The organism is Streptomyces sp. NPDC047028, assembly GCF_040644095.1.
Classification (GTDB): Bacteria; Actinomycetota; Actinomycetes; order Streptomycetales; family Streptomycetaceae; genus Streptomyces.
The window spans coordinates 56,555-73,140 of record NZ_JBEYVS010000039.1 but is presented as its reverse complement, the minus strand read 5'-3'; the positions used below and the strand labels follow the sequence as shown (position 1 = coordinate 73,140).

Sequence of the window (16,586 nt, the reverse complement as noted above, 5' to 3'; positions counted from 1 at the left end):
AACGGCTCGATCACCGCCCACGATTCATCGGTCAACTCATGACGACGCACCACGAACAGACCAACGACGCCACCACTTTGCGGACACGACCTAGGCCGTCGCCAACCTCGCCCCCGTCACGCCCGCCCGCGCACTCGGACGGTGAACTGACGGAGGCCGGTGTCTGATCGGTGCAGAAACATCCTTTATGGGCGCCAATGGCAGATATCGGAGCCGGTATGTGGAAGCAATATTCCCATCATTTCCAAGAATAGAAATGTCGAGTTCCGCATGTGCCAAGCAGAAAAGAGCAGTCGTGTGCAGGGTTGGGCTTGTATGTGCTGACTGTGCATGATCGATTCGAACCAAATACCTGCTATGTTGATGCATGTCGGGCGGGTCGGCATCTCGCCCTTTTCGGTAGGTGTGACTGCCGTCAGCACGAGACCCTTCGGCAGGCACACCGCCGACCTCCGTACGGCAGACCATTCAGAATATGCGACCCTTTTCCGCACGTATGTGCAGACAGTGGTCCCCTTTCACTCAGGAGATTTCGAATATGGCAGGCATTCATAAGAGGCTCGCTGTTGTCAGCTGTACTGGCGCACTGATCGCAACCTCACTGCTCAGTGGCTCGGCTTACGCGGCGTCATCGCATGCTGGGTCTCATCGTCCGGGCCGTCAGTATGTGGCGACGATAAATGTTCAAGGAGAGACCTTCCGGGTGCGTCTGGTGAAGGCCGACGACGTCGTGGATGCCCGATCCCAGATGAACGGGGAAACTGCCACCCACATAAACGGCAGAATTGTTGCCGGGACCGACGTAAACACCGGCTATTCCTGGCACCTGGATCCTGACGATCTTGATTTCGTGGATATGTCCACCGAAGTATGCGACGGGGTCCCCTCCGATGTCGAGGCCGGGACTGTGACGAGTGACCGCTATTGCCCGTGGAGCGGCAAGGTGACTTCACTTTCTCGACTTCGCTGAAACAGTGTGACGAACCCGGGTCGGGTAAGGAGACGGCGGCCAGCGTGAGCGCGCTGGTCAGCACTCGGACATGGCGCTGGCTCCCGCGGGCGACAGGCTGCGGCCGGGCCCACGGCGGCCGCGATGCGCCGCGCGCTGTGGTGCCGTCGGCAGTCTGAGCGACCGCGTCGTGTGCGCGGTCAGGCGGAGTCGGCGGCACAAGTGAGGGGCGGAGGCCGGCTCGGTCACGATCGACCGCCGCCCCTTTCGTCAGCTGGAAGTTGGAAGGCCGTATCGGCCAGCCCCAGCATCTCCGCGGCGATCGTCGCGGGTTCGCCTTCCTGTGGTCGAAGGGACCGCCGTACCCGCTGAGCGCCTGCCGACGCCACCGCGGGCTTCGTCCGGCATTGGCCCCCGGTGCGTGGGGACAGCGGGAACGTCGTGGCCTGTGCGGATGCCGGTGTGGAGTGGATGGCCGGCTTCGCGCATCTGGACCCGGCGCAGTTCCCGATGGTGTGGGCCCTGGCGCCGTATGGGGATGCGGTCTTCAACCAGCGGCAGGTTCCGCTGCTGCCGGCCGAACTCGACGGGCTTTCGGCCGGCTTGGCCGGCGACTGGGTCGGGCAGACTCGCGAACTGTGCCAGGTCTCGCGCGTGGTCTGCACCTGTGTCTGTAATTCTTGGCGATTGACTGCGGTCAGGCGACCATGTACTTCCCACAGGAATGAACAACGTCGTTTCCTACGCGGCGTACGTTCCGGCTCGATCTCTCGCGGCCCGAGGCCGACCCGACCCGGCCCCAGCCGCACCCCGTCGGAGTGCACAGGGGCCGTCGGCGCGTTACCGCTCGTCGCGCCAACCTGCTCAGTCACGCCCTGGTCGGTGCCACGGTGGTCGAAGACGTCCCAAACCAGACTGTGGCGGCGTTGGATTACGGGGCGGGCGACCGCGAGCGGATACGGTTCCCCCATGACGAATACCGCCCGGACCATGAAACGTACGGGATCCCTCGTCGCGGCCACCGCCGCGGCCGCGCTCGCTTTCCCGGCCCAGGCCCACGCCGCTGCGGTCGCCTGCGGCGGCGGGGTATCGACGCAGAGCATCGGCGCTCGGGGTTGCGTTTCCGCCGAACGCTGGAAGGACGGGAAGATCTTCTGGCGCGACATCACCGCCCACGCTCTCATCACCAACTCCCGCTCCCACGCCTCCTGGGTCGAGTACGAGGCGTACCTCCACGTGCAGGGGGACGGCGACGACTGGATGAAGATGGGCAGCGGCCGGACCCTGGTGCAGCGGCGTTCCACGGTCGGCCCGATCGCCATCGCCACCTCCACCCGCATCTGCGGCCCGGTGAAAATCACGATCCGCGTCCACGTGAGGCCCGCGGGGGGCGCCTGGTCGAACTGGTCCAGCGCGGCGACCTCGCAGTGCCAGACCTGACGCTGACAGACCTCGTACCCCGCAACGCCCCCGCCTCCGCGACCAGGAGGACGGGGGCTCTCGTGTTTCTGCGGGGAATTGTCCCAGCGGCCACGGGACACCTGAGCAGATCCTTCGCCGCCGTCGCGGTCTCCCGCGTCAGACGCGCCTCGAACTCCTCGCATATCTCCACCTCACCGGCTTCCACGAGTCGTCGTATGACTGGACTTGCCGGGGGTACGCGCTGCTCATCAGACGTTCCGAATGAAGGAGGCGGCGTCACATGTCTGCATCTCTGGTGGAGACCGTCGATCTCGAAGCCCCTGTTTCCGTCGCGTGGATGCTGTGGAGCGACGTCACCCGGTGGCCGACCTTTCTGAGTCACGTGGCTGAAGTGCACAAGCTGGACGACCGGTGCTTCTCCTGGCAGTTGAAGCTGGCGGGAGCCGAGAAGTCGTTCGTCGCGGAACTCACGGAGGTGATCCCGGAAGACCGGATCGCCTGGCACACGGTCGACGGCGTCGAACACGCAGGAGTGGTCACGTTCCATCGTCTGAGCGATACGACGAGTCGCGTCACCCTGCAGATCGAGTACGACCCGAAGGGGTTCATCGAGCACCTCGGCGCGCTCACCAATCTCGATGCGACCCTTGCGAACTACGATCTCGGCGAATTTCAGCGGCTGGCCAAGACAGTCGCGGCATCCTGACCCGGCCGAGTGGCACACCCACACGGCGTTACCGGGCCGACCGACTCCACGCACAGTGCAGCGGGTCACTGACGACACCGGCCAAGAACTGTCCGGCGAGGAGATGCGGAAGCCCTTCCACGCGCTATACCCCGCGCGCCTTCTTGGTGATGCCGCGTGCCGCGCCGGCAGAACGGCGCGGCGCGCGGCTCACTCGGCTTGCACTGCTCGGTGGGGCAAGGCCGCGGCGTCGCTGCGGGTGAAGCGTTCGTGCCAGCAGCGCCACCACGCCAGACCAATGTCAACCGTCAACTGCCTCACCCAAAGGGCGATATCAGCTCAAAGCCCGACATCATACAATCGGAGCTGCACCGGCCCTGGACGGTGGTCGTGTCGGCCACCACCACGGCGCTGTTCCTCAGCGGACGTGTACCGTCACCACGTCTGAGGCGTGGAGGCGAACGGGATGCTTGTCGTGCGTGCCGGTCAGCCCGTACAACACCCCACGGAATTCCAGGTTGCCGCGGTGCGCGGACGCACCTCGCGCGGTGACTCGCGCATCGCCTTTGACTGCGCTGCTGCAGATCTCCTGGTGCCACCCCTCGCCGAAGCCGTTCTCCTCCAGACAGAGCTGATGCAGGTAGCCGGCGCTGTCGTCACCGCCGTGGGCCTTGACCGTGATGGTCTGTCCGGCCCGGGCGGTGTGCGGCGCTGTGATCTCCACAGAGCCCTTGGCGAACGCCGGCGCCGCGGCCAGAGCTATCGAGGACAGTCCCAGCGCACCGATCACAGCCATCCGGCCACCCCGCGCCCTCGTCCCGCTCTTCTTCGTCTTCGTCCTGGTCATGGACTTTCCTTCCTAGGGTCTCCTCAAGCGGATGAGACCCAACCCCCATCGCGAAGGCGCCCGGTGCGCCTTGCTGACTACCCAGATGACCTGGTCGCGCCGCACGTTGCACCCGGTTCGCCCCGTTACGGATCCACGACACAACCCGCACCGGGTCCGACGCAGGCAAGGGCCTGAGTTCCCGCATGTCGGCCCCCTGCCGGTAGCCTGTCGCGCGCGGTCGTCGATGGCGGCGTCATCGAGGTGACGGGGCGGTCAAAGGACGGCTCGGCCGCCGTGACCACACCAGCCCGGGCGAGACCGTTTCGGAGATCGACGGCACGGCACGATATCCGCCACGTCAGGTCAGGTTTGGGTGTCACTCATATCGCTGGGCGGCGTTGGTTTCCGCTCGAGCGCGGTTGGCAAGGGCGCCGGCCACCGAAACCCCAAAGGGATCCGCTCTGGTTCAGGAGGCCCTCGCTTGGTGCCTGTGACATTTTGGGGGTATGTCACATGTCCGCCCATGGACCGCCTCCCGCCACTCTCGTCAGCCCGGTCGCCATGGTGGGCCGGCAGCGCACCGTTGACGTGGGGACGGCGGGTTTCGGACCGGAATGGCGAGTGGTAGAGGTCTATGCGGCGCGGCTGCCAACGCAGGACGGGAGTGAGTGCAGTGTCACCGACATGCTCGTCGAAGGCGCGGCTGCGGACGTGGGTTGAGGTGTGATGTCGGCTCGGTACCGGCGCGCCGCCAGGAGCCGGCGGCCCGTGACTCGGCCGCCCGGTCCAGGTGGCGGGCTGCGGGTGGGCTCGTCCGCGGCGCGGTGGGTGTTGGCGGCGACGGTGCTGGGCTCGGGGATGGCGCAGCTGGACGCCACGGTGGTGAACGTGGCGTTGCCGTCCATCGGGCGAAGCCTGCACGCCGGGGTGGGACCGTTGCAGTTGGTGGTGACGGGGTACTCGGTGACGCTGGCCGCGCTCATCCTGCTGGCCGGCATGCTGGGTGACCGGCTCGGGCGGCGGCGGGTGTTCGTGGCCGGGGTGGTGTGGTTCGCTGTGGCGTCGCTGCTGTGTGCGCTGGCCCCGACGGCGGGGATGCTGGTCGGGGCGCGGGCGCTGCAGGGTATCGGAGGCGCGTTGCTCACGCCGGGCAGCCTGGCGATCATCGAGGCAAGCTTCGATCCCACGGAACGGGGCCGGGCGATCGGGGTCTGGTCCGGCTTGGGGGGTGTGGCCGCTGCGGTCGGCCCACTGATCGGCGGGTACCTGGTGCAGACGGTCTCCTGGCGGGCGATCTTCCTGCTCAACCTGCCGCTCGGTGCGGTGGTGTGGTGGCTGGCGGTGCGGCACGTGCCGGAGAGCCGGGACGAGACGGTCACGGGTCGGCTCGACTATCCCGGCGCGATCCTGGCCACCGCTGGGCTTGCCGGGGCGACCTATGCGATGGTCGACGGGACGGCCCGCGGACTGGGCTCGCCCGCGGTAGCGGCCGCGGCACTGGTCGGCATCGTGGGGCTGGGTGGATTCGTGCTGGTCGAGCGACGCAGTGCCCACCCGATGCTGCCGCTGGACATCTTCGCCGCGCGGCAGTTCACGGCCGCCAACCTGGTCACATTCGTCGTCTACGCCGCCCTGGGCGGGGTGTTCTTCCTGCTCGTGGTGGTGCTGCAGGACGCGCTGGGCTACTCGCCGGTCCAGGCAGGCGCCGCGTCGCTTCCGGTGACCGCGCTGATGCTGGGCCTGTCCTCGCGCAGCGGCGCGCTCGCGCAGCGGATCGGCCCGCGGATCCCGCTCACCGTCGGGCCGCTGCTGATCGCGGCCGGGATGCTGTTGATGACCCGCATCGGACCCGGTGCCGGCTACGTGTCGGCCGTGTTGCCCGCGGTGGTGGTGTTCGGCCTCGGCCTGGCGGCCACCGTCGCGCCGGTGACCGCCACGGTTCTCGCTGCCGCCGACTCACGGCACGCCGGCACCGCCTCCGGGGTGAACAACGCGGTGGCCCGTACGGCCGGCCTGCTCGCCGTCGCCCTGCTTCCGCCGATCGCCGGGCTCACCGGTGACACGTTCACCCAGCCTCATGCGCTGGCTACCGGCTTCCATACCGCGATGGTGGTAACCGCCGCCCTCGCCGCGGCAGGGGGCCTTCTCGCCTGGCTGACCATCTCCGACAACGCGCTCGCCGGCACCTCGCCAGACCACCACCCTCCGTCCTGCTCCCTCGCCGGTCCGCCGGCACTCCCACGGCGACCGTCACACTGACCCGATCCGGCCCACAGCAGGCCAGGCCGGCCGTCCGGAACCCACAGGCCGGCTGCGCCTCGCGGCAACCGGCGTACCCCACCCGGCTGCCCTGGGCTGCTTCGCCGCTCTGACGGACCTGATCCCGGTCGTCCACTCAACGGCTCCCTCGCTGGTCGTGAGCCTACGGCACCACCTGCGGGGCATGTTGCTTCTCGGGCTCGTGCAGTAGCCCCCAACGATTCGTCCCCATGGTCGAAGAAGGAGATACGGCGTGATCCTCGACGGCACACCCGCAGCCCCGGCGTGTGGCACCACCCCCGGAGCGGCGGCGCGGAAGCAACGGCTGCGTCGCCGTCTGGAGCGGCTGATCGGGGTCGCGGCCACCGAAGGAAACGATCTCGTACCTCTGCGCAACGGCGATGAGATCTTCCCCGCGATGCTCAGGGCGATCGAGTCGGCCCAGTACACGATCGACCTGATGACGTTCGTGTACTGGCGTGGTCAGATCGCCCGGGACTTCGCCCTCGCGCTCGCCGACCGCGCCCGGGCGGGGGTGCGCGTCCGATTGCTGCTGGACGGCTTCGGCGCCAAGGAGATCGAACAGGAACTGCTGGATCTCATGGACACGGCAGGCGTCCAGGTGGCCTGGTTCCGCAAGCCGGCCTGGCTGTCGCCGTTCAAGCAGAACCACCGCTGCCACCGCAAGGCGCTCATCGTCGACGAGCACACGGCCTTCACGGGTGGCGTCGGTATCGCCGAGGAATGGTGCGGGGACGCCCGCAACCCGGGGGAGTGGCGCGACACACATGTACAGGTGCGTGGGCCGGCCATCGACGGCATCGCGGCCGCGTTCGCGCAGAACTGGGCCGAGTGCCACGACGAACTCTACGACGACCGCGACCGCTTCTGCGAGCACGCGCAGGCCGGCTCGGCGGTCGTCCAGGTCGTACGCGGCTCGGCCAGCATCGGCTGGCAGGACATGCAAACCCTCATCCGCGTCATGCTCACCTCCGCCGAGGAACGCTTTCGCCTCGCCACCGCCTACTTCGCTCCGGACACCTACTTCGTCGAGCTGCTGTGCCGGACCGCACGCCGAGGGGTGCGCGTGGAGATCCTGCTGCCCGGCCCCCACACAGACCAGCGTGCCTGCCAGCTCGCCGGTCAGCACCACTACACACGTCTGCTGGAAGCGGGTGTGCACGTCCGCCAGTACCAGCCGACCATGATGCACGCCAAGATCATCACTGTGGACTCGGTCGCCGCCCTGATCGGATCGACCAACTTCAACCGCCGGTCCATGGACCACGACGAAGAGGTCATGCTCGCTGTCCTGGACGAGGAATTCACCGCCGAACTCGACCGTGACTACGACGCGGACCTCCTGCGCAGCGTCGACATCGACCTCACTCGATGGAGACGGCGCGACGTACTTCAGCGCGCCAAGGAAGCCGCCGTCACCCCGATACGACGATTCCTGTGAGCGGAGCTCCGTCGGGGTGAAGGAAGACAACTGGTCATGGTCGGACGACATGCACCGCATGTACGGCTACGCACCCGGACACGAGCGCGCCGTCGTCAAGCGCAGAGACGACGTTTGCGCCACTGCCCACCTTTCGGGCGAACATCCATCCCCGAGGCGCGGGAAGGCGAAGACGAGAGATCCGACGCGCCTGCAAGGAGGGAACAGTGACCGAATCCGGTGAGAGCGAAGATCTCAGTGAGCCCCGACGCCTGGTACTCCGCAACCGTTCAGACGCTGCGGCGAAGGCGCGCCAGGTTTCCCGGCGCTTCGTGCGGCGGCTCGCTCCTCCGGTCGATGCCAGGGCCGCCCAGGACGTGGACCTCGTCGTCACGGAGCTTGTGACGAACGCGGTGCGGCATGCCCGGGGAATGACGTGCGTGCTGAGCCTCGACGCCCGGCCGGACGCCGTCGAGGTGACCGTTCTCGACTCGGATCCCGAACCGCCTTGTCCCCGGACACCGGACTTCAGCGGTCGTATGGGTGGGTTCGGCTGGCCCGTGGTCCGTCGTCTGGCCAGAAGGGTCACCGTGGTGCTCGTCCCCAACGGCAAGGCGGTCTGCGCGCTCGTCCCCAGGTGAACCGGCTCGGCCTGCGTGGCGGCCGAACACCGGGAGGGGGCGTGCGAAGCCCGCGCAGACAGTCCGTGCTCGTCCTTTCCAACTGGGTCGTGACCGCGTCCAATTCGGCGGTAAGCACCATGAGGTCGGGTACGCCTTGGCAGCCCCGCGCGGCGGCGGGTGAACCCTCCGCGCGGCCGAGCGTCCATTGCTGGGCGACCGCTTCTCCGGCGCGGTACTCGGCGCTTCAGGCCGACCGCACGGACGGAGCCTCGGGGGAGAGGGCTCTTTGTGCCCGCCCAACAGGTGGTTCGAATTTTCGAGGCATAGCCCACAGTCGGCTTTCGGTGTTCTCGGGGTATCCGGAGCCGGGAAGGCTCCTCAAGGCGTCTGTTGCCGTTCGGCAGCAAAGGCCCGGGGACAAGAAAGTAGCCGTGTCTTGCTGCACGGGGAAGGAAGCGGAATGTTCCTGTGGGCGGATACCCCTCCGTGTGCTGACCTCGGGCTCCCCGTGCTGGAGCGGCCCGGCGTTCAGGCAGTCCGGTCGTCCGGCTGCTGGCCCTGGTCGTGTATCTGCCACGCTGCCGCGTGGCAGAACGCCTCGAGACCCTCCAGCAGCGCGGTTCGCTTGTACGCGGGCATATGGGCCAGCACCGCCTGCAGTTCCTGCTCCCGGCGTACGCGTAGGTCGTCCAGGTGTGCCCGACCCCGGGCGCTGAGGTGCAGCCGAATTTCGCGCCGGTCGGCCGCATGGACCACACGCTCGACGAGGCCGGCCGCGACCAGGCGATCGCACAGCCTGCTGGTGGACGGGGGAGTGGACGACAGTGCGTCACTGAGCGTGCGCAGGTTGATTCCGTCCTGGTGCTCCAGGGTGAGCAGGACGCGCATCTGGGAGGCCGACGCCGGAGCGGTGGAGGCCCGGCCCCACAGGACTTCCAGCAACTCTCCGGTCCGCGCGGTCACACGGGCGACCTCGACGGGTTCCGGGCGGGGGCGGAAAGCAGCCACTGTCACACTCTCGCAGGCACTGGGACGGCCGCCAGCCTACTAGGCGCCCTCAGGAGCCAGGGAGGGCTGCGACCGCTCGGACGACTCGGAGCTGCTGAATCGTACGACCTCGTCACCTGAACCAGGTCGGTCAATTGTCCGCCGAAAGATTGGTTTATTTACCATCGTGAACAGATTTGTGACCGCCGAGCGCGCTCTGCGCACGGCGGCGTCCCACGAATTGCTCGACACTGTCCGTCGTGTTCTGGCCGAACAGTACGGCGCGGAGTCGGTGGAGCTCTTCATGGCCGACTACGGCCTGACGGTGCTCCAGTCGGTGACGGTACTGCCGCACACCATGAAGCCGGTTTCCGTGCACAACAGTGTCGTGGGCCGGGCCTTTCGCGCGCAGGAACCGGTCATTGAGGCGGCCTCCGCCCGCCATGCACAGGTCCACCTGCCGGTCAGTGTCCGCGGGGACCGGCTCGGTGTGCTGTCCGTGACCCTGCCGTACGACGGTCAGGCGCAGAGCCTTGTCGGCGAACTCGCCGACATCGCCGAGGTGCTCGGCCACGAGGTGATCGTGGCCGAACGCGACACCGACATCTACCTGCAGGCTCGCCGCAAGGACCGGCTCACGCTGGCCGCCGAGATGCAGTGGCAGCTCCTGCCGGCCCGTTCCTGTTCCCGCTCCGAGTACGAGCTGGGCGCGCAGTTGGAGCCGGCGTACGCGATCTTCGGTGACAACTTCGACTGGTCGGCCACGGCCGACCATCTGATGCTGTACGTCACCAACGGCATGGGCGAGGGCATAGAGGCATCCCTGCTGACGAACCTGGCCATCAACGCCCTCCGCAACGCCCGGCGCGCCGGGATCGCCCTCGCCGACCAAGCGGCCCTCGCCGACCAGGCGGTCTACGCCCACTACCAGGGTCGCTGCTACCTGTCGGTGCTGATGTTCGACTTCGACCTCGCGACGGGCCACGCCACAGTCGTGGACGCCGGCTCCCCGCAACTCCTGCGGCTGCGCGACGGCAAGGTGGAGCGCGTCCCCTTCGAGGCGCAGCTTCCGCTGGGCATGTTCGAGGAAACCGACTACGTGGCTCAGGACTTCCGGGTCGAACCCGGTGACCGACTCCTCTTCGTCAGCGACGGGGTGTACGCGGTCGGCGACTCCCGGGGGGAGGCGTACGGCGACGTCGCGCTCGCGCGGGCGATCCAGGCCACCCGGCTGCTGCCGGCCGCCGAAGTGCCGCGCGCCATCCTGAGCGAGCTGACCGGACACCGCGGTCGGCCGGCCCCCGATGACGACGCCCTCGTCGTCTGCCTCGACTGGCACGGACGCTGACGTGCCCGTGTCGTCCGAAGCGAGATGTGGCGGTCGCGTGTTGTTCGCGCCACGGCCTCGACGCTAACGTTTGTCATGAGGCAATAATTGTCCTCACGGGTCTGGTCGACCGACGGACGCTGAACCTTGAAGAGGAGAAGATGCAGGTGTCGGAGCAAGAGGCGGTCGCGGATACGGCGCGAGAACTGGGGGCTTTCCTGGAACGCCGCCGGGAGCAGATCGCTCAGCGCTGGGCCGATGCCCCGCTGTTCCGTGCGGTGTTCACCGTCTCGCGCGATGAGACCGTGGAGGCGTGCAAGGCGGTGGTGGACGCTCTGTCCGACGTCGCGTCCGCCGGACGGCTGGAGGACATCGCGGCACCCGGATTCGAGACCGTGCGCGAGCAACTCGGCCGTATGTCCGGCGTCCGGACCCGCACGGGATCCGACCCCGCCCAGATCGCGAACGAGGTCGCTGTCCTGCGGCCGCCGGTCGCCGAGCTGTTGCGGGCCGAGTACGCCGATCCCTCCGTCCCCGAGGTGGCAGAGATCCTGCTGGCGCTGACCGCGCTGATGGGCACTCTGCGCCTGGTGGTGATGCAGACGGGACTCAGCGCGGGCGAGGAGCTGATCGCGCGGCAGCGGGAGCAACTCCTCGAAGTGGCCACCCCGGTGATCAACCTGTGGGAAGGCGTCGTCGCCGTGCCCCTGATCGGCACGCTGGACAGCGCCCGCAGCCAGGTTGTCATGGAATCCCTCCTCGAGGGCATCGTCAGCCAGCGTGCTCGCTACGCCATCCTGGACATCACGGGTGTACCCACGGTCGACTCGCTCGTCGCCCAGCATCTGATGAAGACGGTCGCCGCCGCCCGCTTGATGGGCGCCGAGTGCATCGTCTCCGGCATCCGCCCAGCCATCGCACAGACCATCGTGCAGCTCGGCATCGATCTCGGATCCGTCCTCACCCGAGCCTCGCTCGCTGACGCTCTGGCCTACGCGCTTGGTCAGCAGGGCATCGAAGTGTCGCCCCGTGCGAGCGCCCTGTGACCGCTCCTGTCCCGGATCGCTCGCCCGCGGTGCCCGTCCTGGCGCTGGGGAAGACCCTGCTGGTCAGCCTCCAGGGGGAACTGCACGACAGCCTCGCCGAGCAACTCCAGAACGACATCGCCCAGCGCATCGCCGACAGCAAGGCCACCGGCGTCGTCATCGACATCTCCGGAGTGGAGATCGTCGACTCCTTCTTGGGGCGTGTCCTCGCCGAGATCACCGCCGGCGCCGGCCTGCTGGCGGCTCGCACCGTCCTGGCCGGCATGCGACCGGCGGTGGCCATCACCCTGGTCGAGCTGGGCCTCACCCTGCCCGGCCTGGCCACCGCCCTCGACGTGGAACGCGCACTGGAGCTGCTCGCGCGCCCGTCGACGCCGGGCGCTTCCGACAGGCGCGAGAGGGGGACATGATGCCGGCCTCCGACCCCACCACCGTGACACGTCTGCCGATCGGCTCGGACACGGATCTCGCGTGGGTCCGTCAGCAGGTACGTCAGCACGCCGCCGAACTCGGCTTCGGCCTGGTGCAGCAGACGAAGCTGGTCACAGCGGCCAGCGAACTGGCCCGCAACACCTTGGTCCACGGTGGCGGCGGGCATGCGGAGATCCGTCCGCTGTTCCGAGACGCAGTTCGCGGCCTGCGCCTCTCGTTCGTCGACGCAGGGCCGGGAATCCGCGACGTCCGGCTGGCCATGACCGACGGGTACACCACAGGCGGCGGTCTGGGACTCGGTCTGAGCGGCGCCAAACGCCTCGTGAACGAGTTCGAGATCGACACCGAACCCGGCCGAGGCACGACCGTCACCGTCACCGCCTGGGCGACGGGCATCCCCGCAGCTCGTGGGGGGTTGTGATGGCTCGCGTCTGGGACATCCCGGTGCACGACTCCACCCGGGTACGGGATGCCCGGGTGGCGGTCGAGGCGGCAAGTCTCCTCGCCGGCCTGGACCCGCACCGCACCGCGGTCGCCGCCTTGGTCGCCACGGAACTGGCGACCAACCTGCTCAAGCACGCAGGCGGCGGCCGTATCGTGATCGGTCTCGTCGAACCCCTGCGGGAGAAGACCCGCCCTGCGGCGGTGCAGCTCACCGCCCTCGATCACGGCCCCGGCATTCCCGATGTCAACACGGCCATGCGTGACGGCTTCACCACCACCGACGCATCGCTGGGCGCCGGCCTGGGCACGTGCCTGCGCATATCCAGCGCGTTCGACCTGTACAGCACGCACCGGGGCACCGTCGCGGTGGCACGTATCGACCAGGAGCCCGGCACCACCCGGTCGACGAAGGAACGACCGGGCCCGACCGTAGGCGGGATCAACGCACCGCTCGCCGAAGCCGAACAGTCCGGAGACGCTTGGAGCTGCGTCCGCGTAGGCACTTGCCTGACCCTGATGCTCGCCGACGGCCTGGGCCACGGCGCCAGGGCCGCGCACGCGTCCAGCGCAGCGGCCCACGAACTACGGCGCGCCGCGCACTTGCCACCCGCGGAGATTCTGCGCCGGCTGCATCCGGAGCTGCGCCCCACCCGAGGGGCGGCCGTCGCCGTGGCCCAGCTCGACACGGACAGCGGGGAACTGCAGTTCGCCGGAGTCGGCAACATCGGCGCCCGGCTGTACACCACTCGCTCCTGGGAGCACCTCGTCTCCCACCCCGGCATCGTCGGCGCCCAATTCCCGGCGACCGTACCTGTAAAGCTCAGGCCCTGGAGGCCGGGCAGCCTGCTCGTCCTGCACAGCGACGGCCTCCCCAGCCGATGGGCGCCGCCGGAAGATCCCTACCTCCTCACCCACGACCCGGCGGTAGTGGCCGCCACCATCCTGCGGGACGCGAACAGCCCCGCCACCCCCCTACGTGATGACACCAGTGTGGCCGTCCTGGCCTCCGATCCCGCGGAACTGCACCCATGATCACGCCTGACGTCCGGAAGATCACCTCCGTTGCGGAAGCCGCCCACGCCCGGACCTTCGCAGCGCGCCTCACCGCTGCCCTGGGCGCACCCGAGGTCGAGCGGGCCCGATTCCTGACGCTGCTCACAACGCGGCTTCGGCAAGGTCTTGATCAGGGTGGCGCCGAACTCACCCTCACGGTCAGACAGGGCGGCCCCGACGGAGCCTCGCATGTCCGGGCCGTCGTACGACCCACCAGTCCGACGCACGAGCCGGCGCCGCCATGCCGCCTCGCGCTCGCCTGCCCCGGCCCAGTGACTGAGGACCAGTCCGTCGCGGCGGCCCTCGACGACGACCCCGCCGAGGCCGTCCTCGCGGCAGACGAGGAGACCGCGGCGATCCTCACGAGACTGGACGAGACGGAGACGCAACTCGGCCTGCACCGCGAGGAGCTCCACCAGACCAACCAGGGCGTGCTGGCCCTGCACGCCGAACTGGACGCCGCCGCGCTCACCCAGCGGGAACTCCTCGACGCCGAACGCGCCGCGCGCGGCGAGGCGGAAAAGGCACGACGCCTGCTGACCTTCCTCGCCGACGCGAGCGCGGTGGTGACCGCGTCCCTCGACCCCAAGGACATCCTGCGCCGGCTCCCCGAACTAATCGTCCCGGAGTACGCCGGCTACGTCGACGTCTGGATCTTCGACGAGGAGCAGACGGACCGAAACCGTACTCATTCAGTCGCTGCGGTGACCGCCGCCCGCACCGACCGCCCACAGCACGCGGCACCATACCCAGGAGGACTCGCGGGTATCGACGACCTTCCGCCCTCCGCCCTGAACCCCACCGGGCCCGTTCTGAGCATCCCCCTGACCGTCCGCCGGACTCTGGGCGTTCTCACCCTCATCCCACACGGCGGTGACCGCTTCGACGCGGACACCAGCGTCATGCTGGTCGAACTGGCCCGACGCACCGCTGTCGCCCTGGATCACGCACTGCGCTACGAGCAGCACCGGGACACCGCCGACACCCTTCAACGCGCCCAGCTCACCGACTTGCCCACCACCGAAGGGGTCAGCCTGGCCGCCCGCTACCTGCCCGCCACCCGCGGCCTCAACATCGGCGGCGACTGGTACGACGCCTTCTTCCAGCCCGACGGAAGCCTGCTGGCAGTCATAGGAGACGTCACCGGGCACGGGCTGCGCGCCGCAGTGATCATGGGCCAGCTGCGCACCGCTCTGCGCGCCTACGCCGTCGAGAACGACAGCCCCGCCCAGATCCTCACCCGCCTGCACCGCATGCTGTGCCACCAGCAGCCGAACCTGTACGCGACCGCCATGATCGCCCGCATCCGGCCCGGCGACCCCCAGGTCGTGTGGGCCGCAGCCGGACATCCGCCTGCCCTGGTCCGGGCGCCCGACGGCAACGTGCGCGTGCTGGACGCCAAACCGGGAGTGATGCTGGGAGTTCCGCTGGCCTTCGAGTACCAGGACGACACAGCCGAACTGCCCACTGGTTCCACACTCGTCCTGTACACCGACGGCCTGGTGGAAAGGCGGGCCCACGGCCTCGACCCGGGTATCGAGCTGCTCAGCCGGACCCTGGCCGCTCTGCACGACACCGACCTGAAAGATCTCGAAACGTGCGCCGAGTCGCTCCTCAAGCCGCTCGTGCACGACTCCGAACGCGACGACGACGTCTGCCTCTTGATGTGCCACACCACGTCGCAACCGGCGCAGGACACAGCATCATCACATCCTCGCAGCGCCGGGACGTGACCCTGCCGCGCACCCCGCAAACGCCCCTGATGATCCTGCCCGACACAATCGGTGCCCATTTGGAGCCGGAGCATCGAAGCCTCCGCCGCACCATCGACAGAGCATGGCTCATTCCTGAAGGGCCCTGACCCTCACCGCACGTCCGGCAACTCACCCCGACGAAGCAGCTCTCTCCTCCGAGCAGCGAGGAAGGCCTTCATCCCGCGATTCAGTGCGGACCGCTCAGCGTGCTCCATGCCTGTCAGGGCAACCGCCAGAGCCCGGGCCCGCCGCGCTGCCACATCGTCCAGCACACGCCGTCCCTGCGGCGTGAGACCCAGCTGGACCTGGCGGCGCTTCTCCGGATGCAGCGCACGCTCCAGCATGCCGGCCGCCTCCAGCCGGTCACAGAGTCGGCTGGCCGTGGGCAGCCCTATGTCGAGCCGCGCGGCCAACGCGGTGAGACTGGCCCCCGGCGCCGTCTCCAGTGCACGCAGGGCGCGCAACTGGTGCAGGGACAGGCGCAGGGGCGCCTCGTGTGCGGCGAGAGACCACAGGGTGGCGAGACTCTCCACGGCATCGGCGATGTCCAGCGCGACTGCGTCCGGGCCATTGTCCGGTCCCTTCACACGGTCGCCGCCGGAGTCGTCGAGACGGGTCACGAACACATCGCTTTCAGTGAGTTCCGCATCCAGCTAAGACAATCCTCATCCCATCGCTCTACCCGAAGACAAGGAGGACACGCATACCGTGCAGTCCCCGACGCAGTCCGGGTACTGGCCTGAGAGCGGAAACAGAGCCCGTACCGACGTCACATGGGGGTGTCCGGCGCTCTGCCCCACCGAAGTGATCAGCGCTGGGCAGGGGCGCCGTCGCTGCGTGCCGGAACCGAGCGATCCCGGCGCCCGTCGCAACAGCCGACGCGCGTGCACCGCGGGTGACCGTCGACGGTCCGCGGACGCGCTCGTCGACGCGGCAGCTGCCATGAGCTCACATGCTTGGCCCAGTGCGAAACCCCCCCCGCCCCTCGGAGCGCCAGCGTCCCCCAGAGCCCCCGTGTCCCCCGGCGACCCCACACCGCCGCAGCGAGCCGGAACCGGAACCGGAACGCAAACGGTGACCGGCCCGTCGAGCCGTGTGCGCAGGCCCGTCAGTCCCCGTCCTGGCCGTCCTGGCCGTGCTCGGGTCAATACACCGGGAGGGCGCGGGGTCCTGCCGTTCGGAGCGCCCCTTCAGGTGGGCTCCGGCTCAACCGCCATCGTGCCGCCCCGCGCCCGCCCGGCTCCCAACCCATCCCGGGACACGAGCAGCCGTCCTCGGCCGCGCAGGTCACGGCCAGCGGCGTCCCGTTGGTGGGAAGCCAGGCATGGATGGAAA

At 68.6% G+C, this 16,586-nt stretch carries 15 protein-coding genes; 12 read left to right on the top strand and 3 right to left on the bottom strand.

What is annotated here, in order from left to right; all coding sequences use genetic code 11:
- Positions 1–703: 703 nt before the first annotated feature.
- The 3 genes from ABZ854_RS29060 to ABZ854_RS29050 all read left to right on the top strand — a co-directional run bounded on the left by ABZ854_RS29060 (position 704) and on the right by ABZ854_RS29050 (position 3,077).
- Complete coding sequence (locus ABZ854_RS29060; protein ID WP_361216376.1) at positions 704–970, top strand: hypothetical protein; 267 nt, start codon at positions 704–706, stop codon at positions 968–970.
- Between the two features lie 948 nt (positions 971–1,918).
- Positions 1,919–2,389 (top strand): hypothetical protein, encoded by a 471-nt coding sequence (locus ABZ854_RS29055; protein ID WP_361216373.1) that lies wholly within the window; start codon positions 1,919–1,921, stop codon positions 2,387–2,389.
- A 262-nt stretch (positions 2,390–2,651) separates the two neighbouring features.
- Entirely contained in the window at positions 2,652–3,077 is a 426-nt protein-coding gene (locus ABZ854_RS29050) for an SRPBCC family protein (RefSeq protein ID WP_361216370.1), read from the top strand.
- A gap of 397 nt (positions 3,078–3,474) precedes the next feature.
- On the opposite strand, the gene ABZ854_RS29045 is transcribed toward ABZ854_RS29050, so the two are convergent.
- Complete coding sequence (locus ABZ854_RS29045; RefSeq protein ID WP_361216367.1) at positions 3,475–3,852, bottom strand: hypothetical protein; 378 nt, start codon at positions 3,850–3,852, stop codon at positions 3,475–3,477.
- Positions 3,853–4,611: 759 nt separating this feature from the next.
- Here ABZ854_RS29045 and ABZ854_RS29040 point away from each other — a divergent pair.
- The 3 genes from ABZ854_RS29040 to ABZ854_RS29030 all read left to right on the top strand — a co-directional run bounded on the left by ABZ854_RS29040 (position 4,612) and on the right by ABZ854_RS29030 (position 8,226).
- Positions 4,612–6,144, top strand: a complete 1,533-nt coding sequence (locus tag ABZ854_RS29040) for an MFS transporter (RefSeq protein WP_361216364.1) — start codon at positions 4,612–4,614, stop codon at positions 6,142–6,144.
- 253 nt (positions 6,145–6,397) lie between these two features.
- On the top strand, positions 6,398–7,606 hold the full coding sequence (locus ABZ854_RS29035) for a phospholipase D-like domain-containing protein (protein WP_361216361.1): 1,209 nt from the start codon (positions 6,398–6,400) through the stop codon (positions 7,604–7,606).
- 206 nt (positions 7,607–7,812) lie between these two features.
- The gene (locus ABZ854_RS29030) at positions 7,813–8,226 is read left to right on the top strand and encodes an ATP-binding protein (protein WP_361216358.1); all 414 of its coding nucleotides are present in this window, start codon (positions 7,813–7,815) and stop codon (positions 8,224–8,226) included.
- Between the two features lie 510 nt (positions 8,227–8,736).
- Here ABZ854_RS29030 and ABZ854_RS29025 read toward each other — a convergent pair.
- On the bottom strand, positions 8,737–9,222 hold the full coding sequence (locus tag ABZ854_RS29025; protein WP_361216355.1) for a MarR family transcriptional regulator: 486 nt from the start codon (positions 9,220–9,222) through the stop codon (positions 8,737–8,739).
- A gap of 160 nt (positions 9,223–9,382) precedes the next feature.
- On the opposite strand from ABZ854_RS29025, the gene ABZ854_RS29020 reads away from it, so the two are divergent.
- The 6 genes from ABZ854_RS29020 to ABZ854_RS28995 all read left to right on the top strand — a co-directional run bounded on the left by ABZ854_RS29020 (position 9,383) and on the right by ABZ854_RS28995 (position 15,230).
- Positions 9,383–10,543 (top strand): PP2C family protein-serine/threonine phosphatase, encoded by a 1,161-nt coding sequence (locus ABZ854_RS29020; protein WP_361216352.1) that lies wholly within the window; start codon positions 9,383–9,385, stop codon positions 10,541–10,543.
- A gap of 140 nt (positions 10,544–10,683) precedes the next feature.
- Entirely contained in the window at positions 10,684–11,568 is an 885-nt protein-coding gene (locus ABZ854_RS29015) for an STAS domain-containing protein (protein WP_361216393.1), read from the top strand.
- Entirely contained in the window at positions 11,565–11,978 is a 414-nt protein-coding gene (locus ABZ854_RS29010; protein WP_361216349.1) for an STAS domain-containing protein, read from the top strand. Before ABZ854_RS29015 ends, ABZ854_RS29010 begins: the two co-directional genes overlap by 4 nt.
- Complete coding sequence (locus ABZ854_RS29005) at positions 11,978–12,421, top strand: ATP-binding protein (protein ID WP_361216346.1); 444 nt, start codon at positions 11,978–11,980, stop codon at positions 12,419–12,421. The genes ABZ854_RS29010 and ABZ854_RS29005 overlap by 1 nt, the downstream gene beginning before the upstream one ends.
- Positions 12,421–13,476 (top strand): ATP-binding SpoIIE family protein phosphatase, encoded by a 1,056-nt coding sequence (locus ABZ854_RS29000; RefSeq protein ID WP_361216343.1) that lies wholly within the window; start codon positions 12,421–12,423, stop codon positions 13,474–13,476. Before ABZ854_RS29005 ends, ABZ854_RS29000 begins: the two co-directional genes overlap by 1 nt.
- Positions 13,473–15,230: a SpoIIE family protein phosphatase gene (locus ABZ854_RS28995; protein ID WP_361216340.1), complete on the top strand. Its 1,758-nt coding sequence runs from the start codon at positions 13,473–13,475 to the stop codon at positions 15,228–15,230. The genes ABZ854_RS29000 and ABZ854_RS28995 overlap by 4 nt, the downstream gene beginning before the upstream one ends.
- A gap of 131 nt (positions 15,231–15,361) precedes the next feature.
- Here the strand turns inward: ABZ854_RS28995 and ABZ854_RS28990 are convergent, their stop codons facing one another.
- Complete coding sequence (locus ABZ854_RS28990) at positions 15,362–15,871, bottom strand: MarR family transcriptional regulator (protein ID WP_361216337.1); 510 nt, start codon at positions 15,869–15,871, stop codon at positions 15,362–15,364.
- Positions 15,872–16,586 lie beyond the last annotated feature (715 nt).

Excerpts from the sequence above, each read along its gene's own strand:
- ABZ854_RS29055 (WP_361216373.1), top strand. The coding sequence starts at position 1,919 with ATGACGAATACCGCCCGGACCATGAAACGTACGGGATCCCTCGTCGCG.
- ABZ854_RS29015 (WP_361216393.1), top strand. The coding sequence starts at position 10,684 with ATGCAGGTGTCGGAGCAAGAGGCGGTCGCGGATACGGCGCGAGAACTG.
- ABZ854_RS28995 (WP_361216340.1), top strand. The coding sequence starts at position 13,473 with ATGATCACGCCTGACGTCCGGAAGATCACCTCCGTTGCGGAAGCCGCC.
- ABZ854_RS29000 (WP_361216343.1), top strand. The coding sequence starts at position 12,421 with ATGGCTCGCGTCTGGGACATCCCGGTGCACGACTCCACCCGGGTACGG.
- ABZ854_RS29040 (WP_361216364.1), top strand. The coding sequence starts at position 4,612 with ATGTCGGCTCGGTACCGGCGCGCCGCCAGGAGCCGGCGGCCCGTGACT.
- ABZ854_RS29050 (WP_361216370.1), top strand. The coding sequence starts at position 2,652 with ATGTCTGCATCTCTGGTGGAGACCGTCGATCTCGAAGCCCCTGTTTCC.
- ABZ854_RS29005 (WP_361216346.1), top strand. The coding sequence starts at position 11,978 with ATGCCGGCCTCCGACCCCACCACCGTGACACGTCTGCCGATCGGCTCG.
- ABZ854_RS29045 (WP_361216367.1), bottom strand. The coding sequence starts at position 3,852 with ATGGCTGTGATCGGTGCGCTGGGACTGTCCTCGATAGCTCTGGCCGCG.